Here is a 16,924-nt window from a genome sequence, read left to right as displayed (position 1 = left end):
CGGTCATGCCGCGATTGTAACCGGCGCACGCGCCCTGCGCGGCCGCGGCATCAGCCGGTGAAATGACGCGCGTTGAGCCACAGGTGCGTGCCGATGCCGGCCGCGTAGCCGAGCGCGATCGCCCAGCTCCATTTCAGGTGGCTGAAGAAGGTGTATTGCCCGCGCGCCTGCCCCATCAGCGCCACGCCCGCCGCCGAACCGATCGACAGCAGGCTGCCGCCGACGCCGGCCGTCAGCGTCACCAGCAGCCATTGTCCGGTGTCCATGGACGGATGCATCTGCAGCACCGCCACCATCATCGGGATGTTGTCGAGCACCGCGGACATCAGGCCGACCAGCACGTTGGCGGTGGTGGCGCCGAGCGTGCCGTAGAACCACTGCGAGGACAGCGCCAGATAGCCGCAGAACCCCAGGGCGCCCACGCACATGATCACGCCGAAGAAGAACAGCAGCGTGTCCCACTCCGCGCGCGCCACCTGCTCGTAGCTGTCGAAGGCGTCGACGTCGCCGGGCGAGCCTTCGCGGGCGAAATCGGCGCGCTCGCGATGGCGCGCGGTGCGCTGCAGCCACCAGCCATAGAGCTTCAGCAGCGCCAGCCCGGTCATCATGCCCAGGAACGGCGGGACGTGCAGCACGCCGTGGAAGCCCACCGCCAGCGCCACGGTCAACGCGAACAGCGCCATGATCGGCCCGGCGCCGCGCTTCATGCGCACGCGCGCGTCGCTGCTGGGCGGCTGGCCCGCGGGCAGGGCGAAGTGCATCAGCGCCGCCGGCACCAGCCAGTTCACCAGCGCCGGCACGAACAGCGCGAAGAAGGTCCAGAACTCCACGAGGCCGCGCTGCCAGACCATCAGCGTGGTGATGTCGCCGAACGGGCTGAATGCCCCGCCGGCGTTGGCCGCCACCACGATATTGATGCAGCCCGTCGCCACGAAGCGCGGGTTGGCCGCACCTACCGCCAGCAGCACCGCGCTCATCACCAGCGCGGTGGTGAGATTGTCCAGCAGCGGCGACAGCGCGAAGGACAGCGCACCGGTGATCCAGAACAGGGCGCGATAGCCGAAGTCGCGGCGCAGCAGCCAGCCGCGCAGCGCGTCGAACACGCGGCGCTCGCTCATGGCGTTGACGTAGGTCATCGCCGCAAGCAGGAACAGCAGCAGCTCGGCGTACTCGAGCAGATAGTCGCGCACGGCCTCGTGCGCCGCCTGCAGATCGCCGCGTGCCGCCATCACCGCCGCCAGCAGCGCCCAGATCACGCCCGCGGCCAGCATCACCGGCTGCGACTTGCGCAGGTGCGTGAACTCCTCCAGCACCACGAACAAATAGGCCAGCGCGAAGATCGCGATCGCGGCGTAGCCGGCCCAATGCCCCGTCAAGCCGGCCTGCGCGGTGGCGGCGAAGGCGGGAGCGGACGCCAGCGACAGGGCCATCGGCAGCGCGATGCGCAGCGCGCGGGGAGCGCGGTGCGCGCTGGCCGGCACCGGCGCCATCAATGGGTCAGCGCGATTTCGAACGCCACCCACACGCCGAAGGCGATCAGCAGCACCGCGCCCTCGGTGCGGCTCACGCGGTGATCGCCGCGCAGCATCGGCACCAGCATCAGCGCGAACAGCAGCGCCGCGGGCAGCTCGAAGCGCACGAACGAGGCCGGCACCGGGATCTCGCGCACGGCCGCCATGCCGCCCAGCACCACCAGCAGGTTGAAGACGCTGGAGCCGATCACGTGCCCGGCCACCAGGTCGCCCTGCCCGCGCCGCGCCGCCGCCACCGCCGCGGCCACCTCCGGCAGCGCGGTGCCGATCGCCACCACCAAGAGGCCGGTCAGCAGCGGTTCCATGCCGAGCGCCAGGCCGATGACCGGCGCGCTCTCCACCACCCAGCGCGCGCCGAAGTACAGCAACGCGATGGCGATGGCGATGCGGATCAGGTTCTGCCCGACGCCGGCCTCGCTGCGCGCGAAGGCCGCGATCGCGTCCTGCAGCTCGGGCTTCTCGGCGCGGGTGCGCATCAGGGCGAACACGACCACCGCCACGAACACCAGCAGCAGCACCGCGCCCTCGATGCGGCCGAGTACGCCGTCCAGCCCGGCCACGATCAGCGCGGCGGTCGCCAGCAACAGGCACAGCAGCAACGGCACCAGCGCGCGCCAGCGGATCAGCAGCGGCGCGGTCAGCGCCGCCGCGCCCAGGGTCAGGCCGATGTTGACCACGTTGCTGCCCACCGCGTTGCCCAGCGCCAGCGCCTGGCTGCCGGTGAGCAGCGCGCGCGCGTTGACGGCCAGCTCCGGCAGCGAGGTGCCGAAGGCCACCAGCAGCAGGCCGGCGACGAACGGCGAGGCGCCCAGGCGCCGCGCCAGGCCGGAGGCGCCCTTGACGATCGAATCGCCGCCGAGCGCCAGCAGGATCAGGCCGAGCAGGAAAAAAGCGATGGCATGGAGCATGGTGCGCGCCTCCCCCGATGGATGGGGGGATTCTAGCCGCAGCGCCCGGCCGCCGCGAAAGCCGCCCGAACGCGCCGCGTGCTCACCCCGCCGTCAGGAACAGCCTTCCACGTAGTCGGCCTGCGGCGGCACGCCGACGCGCCAGTCCACGACCTTGCCGTCCTTGCCGACCTCGAACACCAGCTTGCCCTGCCCGCCCTTGTCGTCGCGGATGCCCAGGTACTTCCCGCCCTCCACGTACTTGTGCGGCGTCTCCTCCACGCGCCCGGCATAGAGCTTGCCGATCTCCTCGGCGCGCATGCCGCGCTTGCCGCCGCCCGGCGCGGTTTCCTTGTCCGTGCCGACGTCGTAGCGCACGAACTTGCCGCCCTCGAACATGAAGGCGAAATCGGACGGCACTTTCACCCATTTCGGCGTCAGGTAGTAGCACTCGGCGGTGGTTTCTCCCTTCAGTTCGCCGCCCCAGGCCTGCTTGAAAGCCTCCAGCGTCATGCCGAAGCGCATGTCGCCGTACCCGTCCATGCGCGCCATGGCATTGGGGTCCGCATCCGCGGGCGCCGGTGCCGGGGCGTCGGCGGGCGGCGCCGTCGCCGGCGGCACGTCCTGCGCCGGCTGATCGGACGGGCCGGGCTGATCCGGCGCGGAGGCGGAGACCGCGTCCTGCGTCTTGCCTTCCGGCGGAACGGGATTGCAGGCGGCCAGGCCCAACGCCAGCAGGGCCAGGGCCGGAATGACGGTCGTGTGACGAAGCGATGTCATGCATCTGTTCCCATGCGGATGGACCGATAGGGTTGGCGAGCCGGCATTAACGCCACGCGAACGCCCGGCGCGAACACAATCGCCGCGCCACATCCTCCATCCCACTGCATCGACCGGAGCCGCCGCCATGAAACAGCTCGCCGCACTCGCGCTTGGCCTGCTTGCCGTCCTTGAACCCTCCGCCGTCGCGCTGGCCGAGAACCGGCAGGTCAACGCCGACAGCCTGTACGTGCGGCTGAACCCGCAGGGCTTCTTCGTCGGCACGCTGTACCGCAACGCCGGCTTCTACCGGCAGCAGACCTCGGGCGACTACGCCTACGGCTACGCCGGCGGCAACTTCCAGGGCTGCGGCTGGGTGGAGACGGCCTGGACCGTGGCCGGCGGCAACACCACGCCCGGCTGCACCGGCCCCGGCTTCACCGGCACCGGCGCCGCCTCGCGGCAGTACCTACTCGACCACTACGCCAGCCGGGTCAACGACTACATTCCCGGGCAGTCCCTGCCGCTGAAGAACGCCGGCAACGCGGTGCGGATCAAATCCGGCGTGGTGGCCGGCTTCTACGGCAACTACCGCGGCGGCTCGCACCAGAACCTGTACTTCAACATCGATGCCAGCACGCCGCTGGCCTGGCGCTGGGTTTCCGACGACGGCCGCTCGGTGGCGGTGAACATTTTCCCGGGCGAGCCGAACGCGCTGTGGGGGTTCGTACTGCGCGAGAAGCTGCCGGACCTGCTGCCCTATTCCGACGGCGTCTCGCGCTAGGGCGCGGCGCGCGGCATGGCGAAGGCGCGCGGGAACGGCAGCGCCCCTTCGCTGTCACGACGATTTCATGCGCGGCGCCTACGGTGTCGCGCATCGTCGAGGCATGCCGCCATGCGTCCCCGCAAGACAGACAAAGCGCATCGCGCCCTGCGCGACCGGCCGAGCGATCTCAGCGCGCTCGAGCGCCGCGTGCTGATCCTCAGCGACGGGATCCGCGCCGCCGACCAGCTGGCCGCCCTGCTCGGCGCGGCCGCGCCGACGGCGTTGCCGCGCCTGCTGCGCGAGGGCTACCTGATCGACGGCGATGCCGGGACGGCGCCGCCATCGGCCATCGCGCCTTCGCCGCCCGCCGCCGCGCCGGCTTCGCGCCGCTCGCTGGCCGCCGCCAAGGTCTACATGTTCGACATGCTGCAATTGCAGCGCGGCGCCGAAGCCGGCGCAATCGCCACGGCGCTGCGCGGCTGCCGCGACCAGGACGAGCTGGTCGTGCGCCTGGTGCAGGCGCTGCGCCACGTCCGCGCGGTCGCCAGCCCCAGCTACAGCCATCGCGTGGCCGAGCGGCTGGCCGAGCTGATGCCGGAGCCCTACCTGTTCGCGCTCGGCGCCCTGCGCGAATCGCCGCTCGCCGCGGCGCACGGCGATTCCGCATTGGCCTGATCGGGACCCGGCCGTCGCGGCGCCTGGTCAGGCCGGCGGCGCGAAGTGCTTGCGCAGCCCCGCCCAGCAGTCCTGGTAGTCGCGCTGCCGGTGCGCGGCCTCCAGCGCCTGCCGCGTCGGGCGGATCACCGCGCGCGTCTCGAACATGAAGGCCATGGTGCCGGCGATGACGTTCGGCTTGGCCAGGTCGGCGCTGGAGGCCTTCTCGAAGGTGTCCGCATCCGGACCGTGGCCGCTCATGCTGTTGTGCAGCGACGCCCCGCCGGGCACGAAGCCCTCCGCCTTGGCGTCGTACTCGCCCACCACCAGGCCCATGAACTCGCTGGCGATGTTGCGATGGAACCACGGCGGACGGAAGGTGTCCTGCGCCACCAGCCAGCGCGGCGGGAAGATCACGAAATCGATGTTGGCGGTCCCGTGCGTGTCGCTGGGCGAGGTGAGCACGGTGAAGATGCTCGGGTCGGGATGGTCGAAGCTGATCGAGCCGATGGTGTTGAAGCGGCGCAGATCGTACTTGTACGGCGCGTAGTTGCCGTGCCAGGCCACCACGTCCAGCGGCGAATGGCCGATCGACGCGCGCCACAGGTGGCCCTGGAACTTGGCGATCAGCTCGAAATCCTTGCCAGAAGCCGCCCCTTCCTCGTCCTCGTAGGCCGCGTTGGGGGTGAGGAAATCGCGCGGGTTGGCCAGGCCGTTGCTGCCGATCGGCCCGAGGTCGGGCAGGCGCAGCAGGGCGCCGAAGTTCTCGCAGACGTAGCCGCGCGACGGGCCGTCGGGCAGCTCCACGCGGAAGCGCACGCCGCGCGGGATCACCGCGATCTCCTGCGGCTCGACGTCCAGCACGCCGAGCTCGGTGGCGATGTGCAGGCGCCCGTGTTGCGGCACGATCAGCAGCTCGCCGTCGGCGTCGTAGAAGAAGCGCCCGCGCATCGAGGCGTTGGCCGCGTACAGGTGGATGCCGATGCCGTGCTGCGCGGCGGCCGAGCCGTTGCCGGCCACCGTGTACAGGCCGTCGAGGAAATCCACCTCGCCCTGCTCGGGCAGCGGCAGCGGATTCCAGCGCAGCTGGTCCGGCGAGACCGGCTCCTGCTCGAAGGCGTTGTGGAACGCCGGCGCCTCGGCGGTGGCCGCCCGGTAGGCGGAGAACGGGCCGTGCATCGCCGCCGGGCGGATGCGATAGAGCCAGCTGCGGCGGTTCTGCCCGCGCGGCGCGGTGAAGGCGGTACCGGAGAACTGCTCCGCGTACAGCCCGTGCGCCACCTTCTGCGGCGAATTGCGCCCCTGCGGCAGCGCGCCGGGCACGGCCTCGGTGGCGAATTCGTTGCCGAAGCCGGATTGGTAGCCGTTGGATTGCATCGCTGACTCCTGGGTCCCGGCACGGATGGCCGCGCCGGCGGGAAATGGCCGCAGCAACTACCTTAGTACGGCCGATGCCGTTCGCGGCCGGTGCCGGCCTCAACAGACCGTTGCACCGGCTGGCGACGGCGGATCAGAGCACGCCGCGCTTCATCTGGTCGCGCTCGATGCTCTCGAACAGGGCCTGGAAGTTGCCCTCGCCGAACCCCTCGTTGCCCTTGCGCTGGATGATCTCGAAGAAGATCGGGCCGATCGCGTTCTGGGTGAAGATCTGCAGCAGCTTGCGCTGCTTGGTCTCCGGGTCGGCGTCGATGAGGATCTTGTTGCGCGCCAGGCGCGGCACGTCCTCGCCGTGGTTGGGGATGCGCTGGTCGATCACCTCGAAGTAGGTGTCGGGCGTGTCGAGGAACTCCACCCCGGCCGCGCGCATCGCCTCCACCGTCGCGTAGATGTCGTCGGTGAAGCAGGCGATGTGCTGGATGCCCTCGCCGCGGTAGGCGTCGAGGTACTCGTTGATCTGCGACTTCGGGTCGGAGGACTCGTTCAGCGGGATGCGCACCATGCCGTCGGGCGCGGTCATGGCCTTGGACACCAGGCCGGTCTTGGCGCCCTTGATGTCGAAGTAGCGGATCTCGCGGAAGTTGAACAGCCGCTCGTAGTAGTCCGCCCACTTCTCCATGTTGCCCGGATAGAGGTTGTGGGTCAGGTGGTCGATGAAGGTCAGGCCGAAGCCCTTGGGCATCTTCTCCGCGCCCGGCAGGAACTCGTAGTCCGGATCGTGGATGGTGCCCTGCTCGTCGTAGCGGTCGACGATGTAGAGCATGCAGTCGCCGATGCCCTTGATCACCGGCGCGGCCACCGCCTTGGTCAGCTCGCGCTCGCCGATCTGCTCGGCGCCGTTCTTCAGCGCCTGCATGCGCGCCCATTCGGCCAGCTTGTTGACGCGGATGGCGAAGCCGCAGGCGCTGGGGCCGTGCTTGGCGGCGAAGTCGGCGGCGAAGGAGTCCGGGTCCTCGTTGATCAGGAAGGTGCAGTCGCCCTGGCGATAGGTGCTGATCGGGCGGGTCTTGTGCCGCGCCACCTGGACGAAGCCGAGCTTGCGGAAGTAGTCGTGCAGCATCGCGCCCTGGCCGGCGGGCGCGGCGAACTCGACGAACTCGAAGCCGTCGATCCCCATCGGGTTGTCGAACGTGGCGACCTGGATGCCGGCATTGGCCTGGTGCGTTGCCTGGGGCTGCTGTTGCGCGCTCATGGAGGGTCCTCGCTGCATTGAAGTTGCATGCCGCCCGGTGCAGGCTTGGCGGGCGCCCCGCCCGAAGGCCTGACGCGGCATGCGCGAATCATCTTCCCTTTATAGTTTCAATTGAAACCAATTGCAAGGTGCACCGCAGCATGGCTTCTCTCCCCGGCTCCCCTCCCTCGCCCCGTTCCGGCCAGGAGCAGCACCAGATCCTCGAACTGGAGCGCTTCCTGCCCTACCGCCTGAGCATCCTCTCCAACCGCGTCAGCCAGACCATCGCCAACCTCTACGTGGCGCGCTTCGGCCTGGCGGTCACCGAATGGCGGGTGATGGCGGTGCTCGGACGCTACCCCGACCTGTCCGCCAACCAGGTGGCCGAGCGCACGGCGATGGACAAGGTGGCGGTGAGCCGGGCGGTGGCCAAGCTGCTCGAGCGCGGCCTGCTGCAGCGCGAGATCCACGGCGACGACCGACGCCGCTCGGTGCTGGCGCTCTCCGACGCCGGCTACGGCGTCTACGACGAGGTGGTGCCGATGGCGCTGGATTGCGAGCGCCGCCTGTTCGAGTGCCTCAGCGACGAGGAGCACGCGGCGCTGGACGCGGTGATCGACAAGCTGCTGCAGGAAGGGCTGCCGCGGCTGGAAGGGCACGACGCCGCATAGCCCGGCCCTGCCGTTCCTGCGGCCTTCAACCGCCGAACGGCTGGCCAGGCCGGAACGACGATCTCTCCGAAATGCGAACGGCGGCCCAAGGCCGCCGTTCGCATCGTTGCGCGTCGCCGGACGGCTATTTCACGCCGTGCATCAACTTGCTGATCAGCGGCGCGATCAGGAACAGCAGCACGCCGGCCGCGAGCAGCACCAGGAAGCCGAACCCGTAACCGGTCAGCGCCGTCGACGGGCTCATGCCGCCCTCGCCGCTCACCACGCCGGCGAAAATGCCGGACAGGTTGTTGCCGATGCCCGTGGACAGGAACCAGCCGCCCATGCCGAAGCCCACCAGGCGCACCGGCGCCAGCTTGGTCACCATCGACAGGCCGATCGGCGACAGGCACAGCTCGCCGACCGACTGGATGACGTAGACCATGAAAAGCGACCAGAAGGGGATCTTGCCCGCCGCGGCGTCGAACGGCGTCGAGGGCGACACGCTGGTCGCCCACTGCATCCAGCCCGGGATGTTCTGGCTGCCGGACAGCGTCAGCACCACCGGGGTCAGCACCACCACCAGCAGCAGGAATGCCAGGCCGTTGAAGACCAGGCCCAGGCTGAACTTGCGCGAGATCGAGGGCTCGATGTTGCGCTTGCCCATCCACACCCAGATCACCGCGAGGATCGGCGCGATGGCGATAATCGCCATCGAGTTGACCGACTGGAACCAGGCGTTGGAGAACACGAACCCGCCCGGACCGAAGATGTCGCGGTCGACGATCTTGTCCGCCAGGAAGGTGAACGAACTGCCGGCCTGCTCGAAGAACATCCAGAACAGCACGTTGAACACGAAGATGATCAGCATGGCGATCGCGCGGTCGCGCTGCACCGCGCCCTCGCGGATGCCCTCCACCAGCAGCATCGCGCACAGCGCCACGAACATGAAGCCGAGCACCCAGGCCAGGGTCACGGCATTGATCGCCAGCAGGAAGTAGGCCGCCGGAATCGACAGCAGCGCGCCGATCAGCACGTAGACGACCTTGCGCTTGTCCTGGCTGTCGGCCGGCGGCCGGCCGATGGTCTGCAGCTGGCGGCGGCCGAACCAGAACCAGATCAGGCTGATCAGCATGCCGATGCCCGAGGCGATGAACACCACCTTGTAGGCGGGCATCTCGGGCGTGCCGAAGATCTGGTCGGCTAGGATGCCGGTGAAGATGGGCGCGAGGAATCCGCCCAGGTTGATGCCCATGTAGAAGATCGTGAAACCCGCATCGCGCCGCCCGTCGCCGACGGCGTAGAGCTTGCCGACCATGGTCGAGATGTTGGGCTTGAACAGGCCGTTGCCGCAGATGATGGTGGCCAGGCCGATTTCGAACACCAGCGGGTCCGGAATCGAGATCATGAACAGGCCCGCGGCCATGATCGCCGCGCCGAGCAGGATCGAGCGCTGGTAGCCGATGATCCGGTCGGCCACGTAGCCGCCGAAGATCGCCGCGGCGTAGATCAGCGCCAGATACGCGCCATAGGTGCGGTTGGAGGGCGCCTCGCCCGAGGGATCGCCGCCGTGGAACTGCGCCACCATGTACAGCACCAGCGCCCAGCGGATGCCGTAGAAGGCGAACCGCTCCCAGAATTCGGTCATGAACAGCATCCACAGCGGCGCGGGATGGCCGAGGGTCTGCTTGAAGTCCGGCAGCGGCGGCTGCGGCGCTTGGGTGATGGCGGCTCCGCTCATGCGGTCTCCCCTGTCAGGATGGATGTGGGACGCCCGGCACGGGCCGCGCGGGAGAATGTCCGACCGTGAACGCTACGTCAAACCGTGTCCGATGAAAAAACCTTTGCTGCATAGCAGCAATTTCCGCGGTTTTCCGACCGTGCGGTCCGGCCATGCCCGGTGCCGCGGCCTCGCGCGCGATCGCGCGCAGCGGCTATTCCGCCGGCGGCTTCGCGTACTGCGCGCCCGGACCGATGGTGGTGCGCACGTCGAACAGTTCGGGGAAGAATGTCAGTTCCAGCGCCTGCTTGAGGAAGCCCACGCCGCTGGAGCCGCCGGTGCCGCGCTTGAAGCCGATGATGCGCATCACCGTGCGCATGTGGCGGAAGCGCCACAGCTGGAACTGCGTCTCCAGGTCGACCATGTCCTCGCACAGCGCGTACTCGCGCCAGTAGCGGTCGGTGTCCTCGTAGATGCGCTCGAACACCGGCAGCAGCTCGGTGTCGGCCACGTGCGCCTGGCTCCAGTCGCGCTGCAGATGGCGCTGCGGCACGGCATGGCCCCAGCGCGCCAGGTAGCGCAGGAATTCGTCGTACAGCGACGGCGCCTCCAGCGCCGCGCGCAGCCCCGCCTCGGCGCCGGCGTCGTGCCTGAACACGCGCAGCATGCCGGCGTTCTTGTTGCCCATCAGGAATTCGACGGTGCGGTACTGCAGCGACTGGAAGCCCGAGGAGGGCCCCAGCACGTCGCGGAACTCCATGTACTCCGACGGCGTGAGCGTCTCCAGCACCGACCACTGCTCGGTGAGCTGGCGCAGCACCTGCTTGCAGCGCGAGGCGACCTTGCCGAACTGCCAGACCTTGTCCTCGCGCAGGCAGTCGATCGCCGTCGACAGCTCATGGATCAGCAGCTTCAGCCACAGCTCCGAGACCTGGTGCTGGACGATGAAGAGCATCTCGTCGTGGTGCGGCGGGTTCGACAGCGGCTGCTGCGCCGACAGCAGCCGGTCCAGGCGCAGGTAGCCCTGGTAGGTCAGGCGCCCATCCAGGTCGGTATGGATGCCCGCTTCCAGCGGCCGCTGGTTTTTGTCGATGCTCATAACCCTCCAGCGTAACCGATCCGGGCATGGTCGTGGCGTCATGCGCCTGCCATCGGGTTGCGGCACAATCGCGCGTCACGCGGCAAGGGGTGCCGCCCAACGTCCAACCTCGGGGAGATCCAATGAGCAAGGTATTGCGTCGGCTGGCATGGCTGTTGCCGTGTTGTGCCGCAATCGGCTTCGCGGGCGCCGCACAGGCGCAGGTGACCATCAGCCAGGTCTACGGCGGCGGCGGCAACTCCGGCGCCACGCTGAAAAGCGACTTCATCGAACTGCACAACAACGGTACCAGCGCCGTCGACCTGACCGGCTGGTCGGTGCAGTACGCCTCGGCGACCGGCAGCAGCTGGCAGGTGACCACGCTCTCGGGCAGCATCGCCCCGGGCGCCTACTACCTGGTCAAGGAAGCCGACGGCAGCGGCGGAACCGCGTCCCTGCCCACCCCCGACGCCACCGGCACCATCCCCATGAGCGGTACCGCCGGCAAGGTGGCCCTGGTCAACGCCACCACGGCGCTGAGCGGCGCCTGCCCGACGGGCAACATCGATTTCGTCGGCTTCGGCGGCACCGCGAACTGCGCCGAGGGCTCGGCGCCCACGCCCGCCCCGAGCAACACGCTCGCCGTGCTGCGCGCGGGCGGCGGCTGTACCGACAGCAACAACAACGCCGCCGACTTCGCCACCGGCACGCCCACGCCGCGCAACAGCGCGTCGAGCGTGAACGTGTGCGGCGGCGGCGGACAGCCCGTCCTCAACATCGCCGACGTGGTCCAGGCCGAAGGCAACAGCGGCGCCTCGGACTTCACGTTCGTGGTCACGCTCAGCCAGCCGGCGGGCGCGGGCGGGGTCAGCTTCGACATCGCCACCGCCGACGGCACCGCCACCGCCGGTTCGGACTACACCGGCCGCTCGCTGACCGCGCAGACCATTCCGGCCGGCAGCAGCACCTACATCTTCACCGTGAGCGTGCAGGGCGACACCAGCAACGAGGCGGACGAAACCTTCTTCGTCAACGTCACCAACGTGACCGGCGCGCTGGCCGGCGACGCGCAGGCGGTGGGCACCATCGTCAACGACGACGTGGTGCTGACGCCGATCCACGACATCCAGGGCAACGGCGACAGCTCGCCGCTGGTCGGCCAGACGGTCACCACCGCCGGCATCGTCACCGCCCGCCGCAACAACGGCTTCTTCCTGCAGGCGCCCGACGCCGAGGCCGATGCCGATCCGCTCACGTCCGAGGGCGTGTTCGTCTTCATCAACAGCACGCCGCCGGCCGCCGCTGCGGTGGGCAGCCGCGTGCAGGTCCGCGGTACGGTGGTGGAATACGTGCCCAGCGCCGATCCCACGCAGCCGCCGCTGACCGAAATCGGCGGCTCGCCGGTGGTGACCGCGCTCTCGACCGGCCACGCCCTGCCGACGCCGGTCGCACTGACGGCGACCTTCCCGGACCCGGACGGCGCCTACAACCAGCTCGAACGCCTGGAAGGCATGCGCGTCACCGCCGCCGGGCTGACCGTCAACACGCCCACGCTGGGCAGCGTCAACGAGACCAACGCCACCGGCAGCAGCAACGGCGTCTTCCACGCCGTGGTGACCGGCCAGCCGCGCGCCTACCGCAAGCCCGGCGTGCAGCAGCCCGATCCGCTGCCGGCCGGCAGCGGCGCCAGCGTGCCGCGCTGGAACACCAATCCGCAGGTGATCGCGGTGAGCAGCAACGCGCTCGGCGCGGGCACGGTCAACGCGGCCTCCGGCTGCCTGATCGGCAGCGCCACCGGTCCGCTGGACTACAGCTTCCGCCGCTACACGCTGTATCCGGAGCAGGCGCTGCAGATGCAGTGCAACGGCGCCGACCAGCCCAAGCCGGCGCTGCAGGCCACCGCCGACGACCTCAGCGTGGCCGGCTTCAACATGCAGCGCTTCTTCGACGACGTGAACGATCCGGCGATCGGCGAGCCCGTGCTCACCCCGACCGCCTACCAGAACCGCCTCAACAAGGCCTCGCTGGCGATCCGCAACTACCTCAACGCGCCGGACATCCTGGCCGTGCAGGAAGTGGAGAGCCTGTCCGTGCTGCAGACGGTGGCCGCGCGCATCGGCAGCGACGCCGTCGCCGCCGGCCAGCCGGACCCGCACTACACCGCCTACCTGCAGGAGGGCAACGACGTCGGCGGCATCGACGTCGGCTTCCTGGTCAAGGGCGCGGACGTGGGCGGCGGCGTGTCGCGCGTGGAGGTGATCGAGGTGGTGCAGGAAGGCAAGAGCACCACCTGGGTCGAGCCCAGCGGCGCTACCAGCCTGCTCAATGACCGTCCGCCGCTGCGCCTGAAGGCGGTGGTGCACTTCAACGACGGGCGCAGCTATCCGCTGACGGTCGTGGTCGTGCACCAGCGTTCGCTCAACGGCTCCGAGGAGGACACCGCCGACGGCGTGCGCGTGCGCGCCAAGCGCCAGAAGCAGGCCGAGTTCCTCGCCAACCTGCTGCAGACGCGTCAGGCCGCCGATCCAGGCGAGCGCGTGCTGGTGCTGGGCGACTTCAACGCCTTCGAGTTCAACGACGGCTACGCCGACGTGATGGGCACCGTCACCGGCCTGCCCAGCGCCGACGACCAGACCGTGGTCGCCGGCGACGGCGCCGACCTGGTGAACCCGGACTACGACGACCTGACCTTCCTGCACACGCCCGACCAGAGCTACTCCTACGCCTTCGACGGCAACGTGCAGTCGCTCGATCACGTCATCGCCAACGCTTCGCTGATGAACGACGGGCAGCTCGCCACCGTGCAGATCGACCACGCGCGCATCAACGCGGACTTCCCGGAGATCGCCCGCAGCGATGCCGGCACGCCCACGCGCCTGTCCGATCACGATCCGGCCGTGGTGCTGCTGCGCCTGAAGGCGCAGGAGTTCGCCGACCTGGGCGTGGCCGCGAACGTGGTCCCGGGCACCGTGCAGCCGGGCCAGACCGCCACCTTCGGCGTCACCGTGAACAACGCCGGCCCCAACGCGGCGGCCTTCCCGGCCGTGGCCTTCGTGTTCGACCGCGCGGTCACGCCGACCGTCGCCGCGCCGGCCGGCTGGACCTGCACCGCGCCGCAGACCACGCCGTCGCTGACCACCGTGACCTGCAGCCGCGACAGCCTGGCCGCGGGCGAAACGCCGGCCTTCACCCTGCAGGTGACGCCGGATGCCTCGCTCGCCGGCAGCACGCTCACCCTGGCGACCTCGGTGGCCTCGCAGACGCCGGACGAGAACACCGGCAACAACAACGCCAGCGCCGCCCTGGTGGTGGAAGTGCCGCCGAGCGCCGACCTGGCCGTGGCCATCGCCGGCCCGGCGACCCTGCCCGCTTCGGCCTTCAGCGCGCAGTACGCGTACACGCTGCGCAACGACGGCCAGCTGGCGGCCGCGCAGCCGACGCTGACGATCTCCGGCAATACCGTGGTCACCACCTCGACGGTGGCCGCGCCGGCCGGCTGGCAGTGCAGCAAGATCGCTAACGGCGGCCGTTCGGTCCGCTTCGTCTGCTCGGCCGCCAGCACGCTGGCGGCCGGCGCGAGCGCCAGCTTCACGCTCAAGACCAACGTCAAGCCGACACCGGCCGGCGGCCAGGTCGTCGTGCAGGGAACGGCCGCGACCGCCACCAACGACGGCGATCCGTCCAACGACTCGGCCAGCTTCACCAGCACGGTGAACTGAGCCGGCGGCCGTCGCGCGAAGCGGCGGCGGCACGCAAGGGCGCGGCGACATCGCCGCGCCCTTTTTGTTGCTCGCGATGCGGTCGCGCGTCGATCGGTCCGCAGCGCGGCGCACGATACGGGTTCGTACAGGATTGCCGCCGTCCGCGCACGCCATGCGCGGGAACTTGCCGCTCCATCGCCTGTCAAGTCCCATCGGCAACGGGCGCGGCGCCGCGCAACGGCTTGTGCCGCATTGCGCAATGGCGCTTAACACGGCTGCGGTTATCATTCCTCGCACCCGGCGCCGCGAATCCTCCCGTTCTGCGAACGGCGGATTCCTCCGACGCTCAGCCAGGTCCGGCGCCGCCGCGCTCGGATCCAGCCGTCCGGAACGCCGCCCCGCATCCCCCGATGCCCGGCGTGACGAGCCGTCTCCCATTCCAGAGCGCCCAGGATGCCGATGCGATGACTGTCGCCGCCCGTTTCGAAATCGAATATCTCCAGTACCTCGGCCCCGACGGCAAGCTCGTCGCCGAGCCGCCGGCCGCGTTCGCCGACCCCAAGACGCTGCTGCCGCTGTTCAAGCAGATGCTGTTCGTGCGCACCTTCGACAGCAAGTCGATCGCGCTGCAGCGCACCGGCAAGCTGGGCACCTACGCCTCCTGCCTCGGCCACGAGGCCACGCACGTGGGCATCGGCGGCTCGATGCGTCCGGAGGACGTGTTCGCGCCGAGCTACCGCGAGTACGGCGCGCAGTTCATGCGCGGCGTGAAGCCGCGCGAGGTGCTGATGTACTGGGGCGGCGACGAGCGCGGCAACGACTTCGAGGGTCCGCGCCACGACTTCTCCTGGTCGGTGCCGATCTCCACCCAGTGCCTGCACGCCGCCGGCGCCGCGTTGGCCTTCAAGCTGCGCAAGCAGCCGCGCGTGGCGGTGGCCTGCTGCGGCGACGGCGGTTCGTCGAAGACCGACTTCTACGCCGCGCTCAATTCCGCCGGCGCCTTCACCCTGCCGCTGGTGCTGTGCGTGATCAACAACGGCTGGGCGATCTCGGTGCCCCGCTCGGCGCAGACCGGCGCCAAGACCCTGGCGCAGAAGGGCCTCGCCGGCGGCCTGAACTCGTTCCAGGTGGACGGCAACGACCTGATCGCCGTGCTCGAGGGCATGCGCCGCGCCACCGAGCTGGCGCGCGCGGGCGGCGGCGGCAGCGTGATCGAGTTCCTCACCTACCGCCTGCACGACCACACCACCGCCGACGACGCCCGCCGCTACCGTTCCGAGGACGAGGTCAAGGACGCCTGGACGCGCGACCCGATGACCCGGCTGCGCACCTACCTCACCGCGCACAAGCTCTGGGACGAGGCGACCGAGAAGGCCTGGGCCGAGGAATGCGCCAAGCGGGTCGACGTCGAGCTCAACGCCTACCTGGAGACGCCGGTGCAGCCGGTGGAGGCGATGTTCGACTACCTCTACGCCGATCCCCCGCCCGACCTGCTGGAGCAGCGCGCCGCGGCCATTGCGCTGGAGAAGCGCGCATGAACGTCATGACCAAGAGCAACGACAAGGCCGGCGCGCAGGCCGCCACCCCGACGGCCATCACCTTGATCGAGGCGATCACCCAGGCGCTGGCCTACGAGATGCGCAACGACGACAGCGTGATCGTGCTCGGCGAGGACGTGGGCGTGAACGGCGGCGTATTCCGCGCCACCGCCGGCCTGCAGCAGAAGTTCGGCGCCGAGCGCGTGCTCGACACCCCGCTCGACGAGACCACCATCGCCGGCCTCACCGTCGGCATGGCGGCGATGGGCATGAAGCCGGTGGCCGAAGCGCAGTTCGACGGCTTCATGTACCCGATGGTCGACCACATCGTCTGCCACGCGGCACGCTTCCGCTATCGCACGCGCGGCCGCCTGCACTGCCCGATGGTGCTGCGCGTGCCCTGGGGCGGCGGCATCCGCGCGCCCGAGCACCACTCCGAAGCCAACGAGGCCATCTTCACCAACGTGCCCGGCCTGCGCGTGGTGCTGCCCTCCTCGCCCGCGCGCGCCTACGGCCTGCTGCTCGCCGCGATCCGCGATCCGGACCCGGTGATCTTCATGGAGCCCAAGCGCATCTACCGCCAGTACAAGGAAGTGGTAGCCGACGACGGCGAAGCGCTGCCGCTGGACGTGTGCTACGTGCTGCGCGACGGCAGCGACATCACCCTGGTGACCTGGGGCGCGCAGGTGAAGGAAACGCTGGAGGCCGCCGACAAGCTCGCCTTTGATGGCATCAGCGCCGAGGTCATCGACGTGGCCACGCTCAAGCCGCTGGACTTCGCCACCATCGCCGAATCGGTGGCCAAGACCGGCCGCTGCGTGATCGTGCACGAGGCCCCGCGCACCGCCGGCTTCGGCGCCGAGATCGCCGCGCGCCTGGCCGAGGAGTCGATGTACGACCTGCTGGCGCCGGTGGAGCGCGTCACCGGCTACGACACCCACATCCCGCTGTTCCGCCTGGAGATGAAATACCTGCCGAGCGTGGACAAGATCGTGGCCGCCGCCAAGCGCGCGCTGGCGGCGTGAGGCGAT

General features: G+C 69.7%; 13 protein-coding genes. 6 read left to right on the top strand and 7 right to left on the bottom strand.

Going from position 1 to position 16,924, the window contains the following annotated elements; translation table 11 throughout:
* Positions 1-50: 50 nt before the first annotated feature.
* From nhaD to MD221_RS07475, 3 genes are all read right to left on the bottom strand, one after another.
* Positions 51-1,490 (bottom strand): sodium:proton antiporter NhaD, encoded by a 1,440-nt coding sequence (gene nhaD, locus MD221_RS07485; RefSeq protein ID WP_242109313.1) that lies wholly within the window; start codon positions 1,488-1,490, stop codon positions 51-53.
* A complete protein-coding gene (locus tag MD221_RS07480; RefSeq protein ID WP_242109296.1) occupies positions 1,490-2,440 on the bottom strand; it encodes a calcium/sodium antiporter in 951 nt (316 codons plus the stop codon). The genes nhaD and MD221_RS07480 overlap by 1 nt, the downstream gene beginning before the upstream one ends.
* 93 nt (positions 2,441-2,533) lie before the next feature.
* The gene (locus MD221_RS07475; protein WP_242109287.1) at positions 2,534-3,199 is read right to left on the bottom strand and encodes a lectin; all 666 of its coding nucleotides are present in this window, start codon (positions 3,197-3,199) and stop codon (positions 2,534-2,536) included.
* A gap of 127 nt (positions 3,200-3,326) precedes the next feature.
* Between MD221_RS07475 and MD221_RS07470 the strand changes: the two genes are divergently transcribed.
* Together MD221_RS07470 and MD221_RS07465 are read left to right on the top strand one after the other, a co-directional pair.
* Positions 3,327-3,962, top strand: coding sequence for a hypothetical protein (locus tag MD221_RS07470; protein ID WP_242109285.1), 636 nt, complete (start codon positions 3,327-3,329; stop codon positions 3,960-3,962).
* A gap of 111 nt (positions 3,963-4,073) precedes the next feature.
* Positions 4,074-4,619: a hypothetical protein gene (locus MD221_RS07465; RefSeq protein ID WP_242109283.1), complete on the top strand. Its 546-nt coding sequence runs from the start codon at positions 4,074-4,076 to the stop codon at positions 4,617-4,619.
* A gap of 27 nt (positions 4,620-4,646) precedes the next feature.
* Here the strand turns inward: MD221_RS07465 and hmgA are convergent, their stop codons facing one another.
* Together hmgA and hppD are read right to left on the bottom strand one after the other, a co-directional pair.
* Positions 4,647-5,975 (bottom strand): homogentisate 1,2-dioxygenase, encoded by a 1,329-nt coding sequence (hmgA, locus tag MD221_RS07460; protein WP_242109282.1) that lies wholly within the window; start codon positions 5,973-5,975, stop codon positions 4,647-4,649.
* 133 nt (positions 5,976-6,108) lie between these two features.
* Complete coding sequence (gene hppD / locus MD221_RS07455) at positions 6,109-7,227, bottom strand: 4-hydroxyphenylpyruvate dioxygenase (RefSeq protein ID WP_242109280.1); 1,119 nt, start codon at positions 7,225-7,227, stop codon at positions 6,109-6,111.
* A 140-nt stretch (positions 7,228-7,367) separates the two neighbouring features.
* On the opposite strand from hppD, the gene MD221_RS07450 reads away from it, so the two are divergent.
* Complete coding sequence (locus MD221_RS07450; protein WP_242109277.1) at positions 7,368-7,877, top strand: MarR family winged helix-turn-helix transcriptional regulator; 510 nt, start codon at positions 7,368-7,370, stop codon at positions 7,875-7,877.
* A gap of 124 nt (positions 7,878-8,001) precedes the next feature.
* On the opposite strand, the gene MD221_RS07445 is transcribed toward MD221_RS07450, so the two are convergent.
* Both MD221_RS07445 and MD221_RS07440 read right to left on the bottom strand, forming a co-directional pair.
* Entirely contained in the window at positions 8,002-9,597 is a 1,596-nt protein-coding gene (locus tag MD221_RS07445; RefSeq protein WP_242109275.1) for a peptide MFS transporter, read from the bottom strand.
* A 193-nt stretch (positions 9,598-9,790) separates the two neighbouring features.
* Entirely contained in the window at positions 9,791-10,675 is an 885-nt protein-coding gene (locus tag MD221_RS07440) for a tryptophan 2,3-dioxygenase (RefSeq protein WP_242109257.1), read from the bottom strand.
* Between the two features lie 122 nt (positions 10,676-10,797).
* On the opposite strand from MD221_RS07440, the gene MD221_RS07435 reads away from it, so the two are divergent.
* From MD221_RS07435 to MD221_RS07425, 3 genes are all read left to right on the top strand, one after another.
* Positions 10,798-14,373 carry a lamin tail domain-containing protein gene (locus MD221_RS07435; RefSeq protein WP_242109249.1) on the top strand — a complete coding sequence of 1,192 codons (3,576 nt, stop codon included), beginning with the start codon at positions 10,798-10,800 and terminating at the stop codon, positions 14,371-14,373.
* Positions 14,374-14,819: 446 nt separating this feature from the next.
* Entirely contained in the window at positions 14,820-15,893 is a 1,074-nt protein-coding gene (gene pdhA / locus MD221_RS07430) for a pyruvate dehydrogenase (acetyl-transferring) E1 component subunit alpha (RefSeq protein ID WP_242109227.1), read from the top strand.
* Positions 15,890-16,918, top strand: a complete 1,029-nt coding sequence (locus MD221_RS07425; RefSeq protein WP_242109218.1) for an alpha-ketoacid dehydrogenase subunit beta — start codon at positions 15,890-15,892, stop codon at positions 16,916-16,918. The genes pdhA and MD221_RS07425 overlap by 4 nt, the downstream gene beginning before the upstream one ends.
* The last annotated feature ends 6 nt before the right edge of the window (positions 16,919-16,924 follow it).

The sequence above is a fragment of the Luteimonas aquatica genome (assembly GCF_022662575.1).
In the GTDB taxonomy this organism is placed as follows: Bacteria; Pseudomonadota; Gammaproteobacteria; order Xanthomonadales; family Xanthomonadaceae; genus Luteimonas; species Luteimonas aquatica.
This window is presented reverse-complemented; position numbering and strand designations above follow the sequence as displayed.

Coding starts and splice junctions, on each gene's coding strand:
- hmgA (WP_242109282.1), bottom strand. CDS start 5,975: ATGCAATCCAACGGCTACCAATCCGGCTTCGGCAACGAATTCGCCACC.
- MD221_RS07450 (WP_242109277.1), top strand. CDS start 7,368: ATGGCTTCTCTCCCCGGCTCCCCTCCCTCGCCCCGTTCCGGCCAGGAG.
- MD221_RS07445 (WP_242109275.1), bottom strand. CDS start 9,597: ATGAGCGGAGCCGCCATCACCCAAGCGCCGCAGCCGCCGCTGCCGGAC.
- nhaD (WP_242109313.1), bottom strand. CDS start 1,490: ATGGCGCCGGTGCCGGCCAGCGCGCACCGCGCTCCCCGCGCGCTGCGC.
- MD221_RS07435 (WP_242109249.1), top strand. CDS start 10,798: ATGAGCAAGGTATTGCGTCGGCTGGCATGGCTGTTGCCGTGTTGTGCC.
- MD221_RS07465 (WP_242109283.1), top strand. CDS start 4,074: ATGCGTCCCCGCAAGACAGACAAAGCGCATCGCGCCCTGCGCGACCGG.
- MD221_RS07475 (WP_242109287.1), bottom strand. CDS start 3,199: ATGACATCGCTTCGTCACACGACCGTCATTCCGGCCCTGGCCCTGCTG.
- MD221_RS07440 (WP_242109257.1), bottom strand. CDS start 10,675: ATGAGCATCGACAAAAACCAGCGGCCGCTGGAAGCGGGCATCCATACC.
- MD221_RS07425 (WP_242109218.1), top strand. CDS start 15,890: ATGAACGTCATGACCAAGAGCAACGACAAGGCCGGCGCGCAGGCCGCC.
- MD221_RS07470 (WP_242109285.1), top strand. CDS start 3,327: ATGAAACAGCTCGCCGCACTCGCGCTTGGCCTGCTTGCCGTCCTTGAA.
- MD221_RS07480 (WP_242109296.1), bottom strand. CDS start 2,440: ATGCTCCATGCCATCGCTTTTTTCCTGCTCGGCCTGATCCTGCTGGCG.
- pdhA (WP_242109227.1), top strand. CDS start 14,820: ATGACTGTCGCCGCCCGTTTCGAAATCGAATATCTCCAGTACCTCGGC.
- hppD (WP_242109280.1), bottom strand. CDS start 7,227: ATGAGCGCGCAACAGCAGCCCCAGGCAACGCACCAGGCCAATGCCGGC.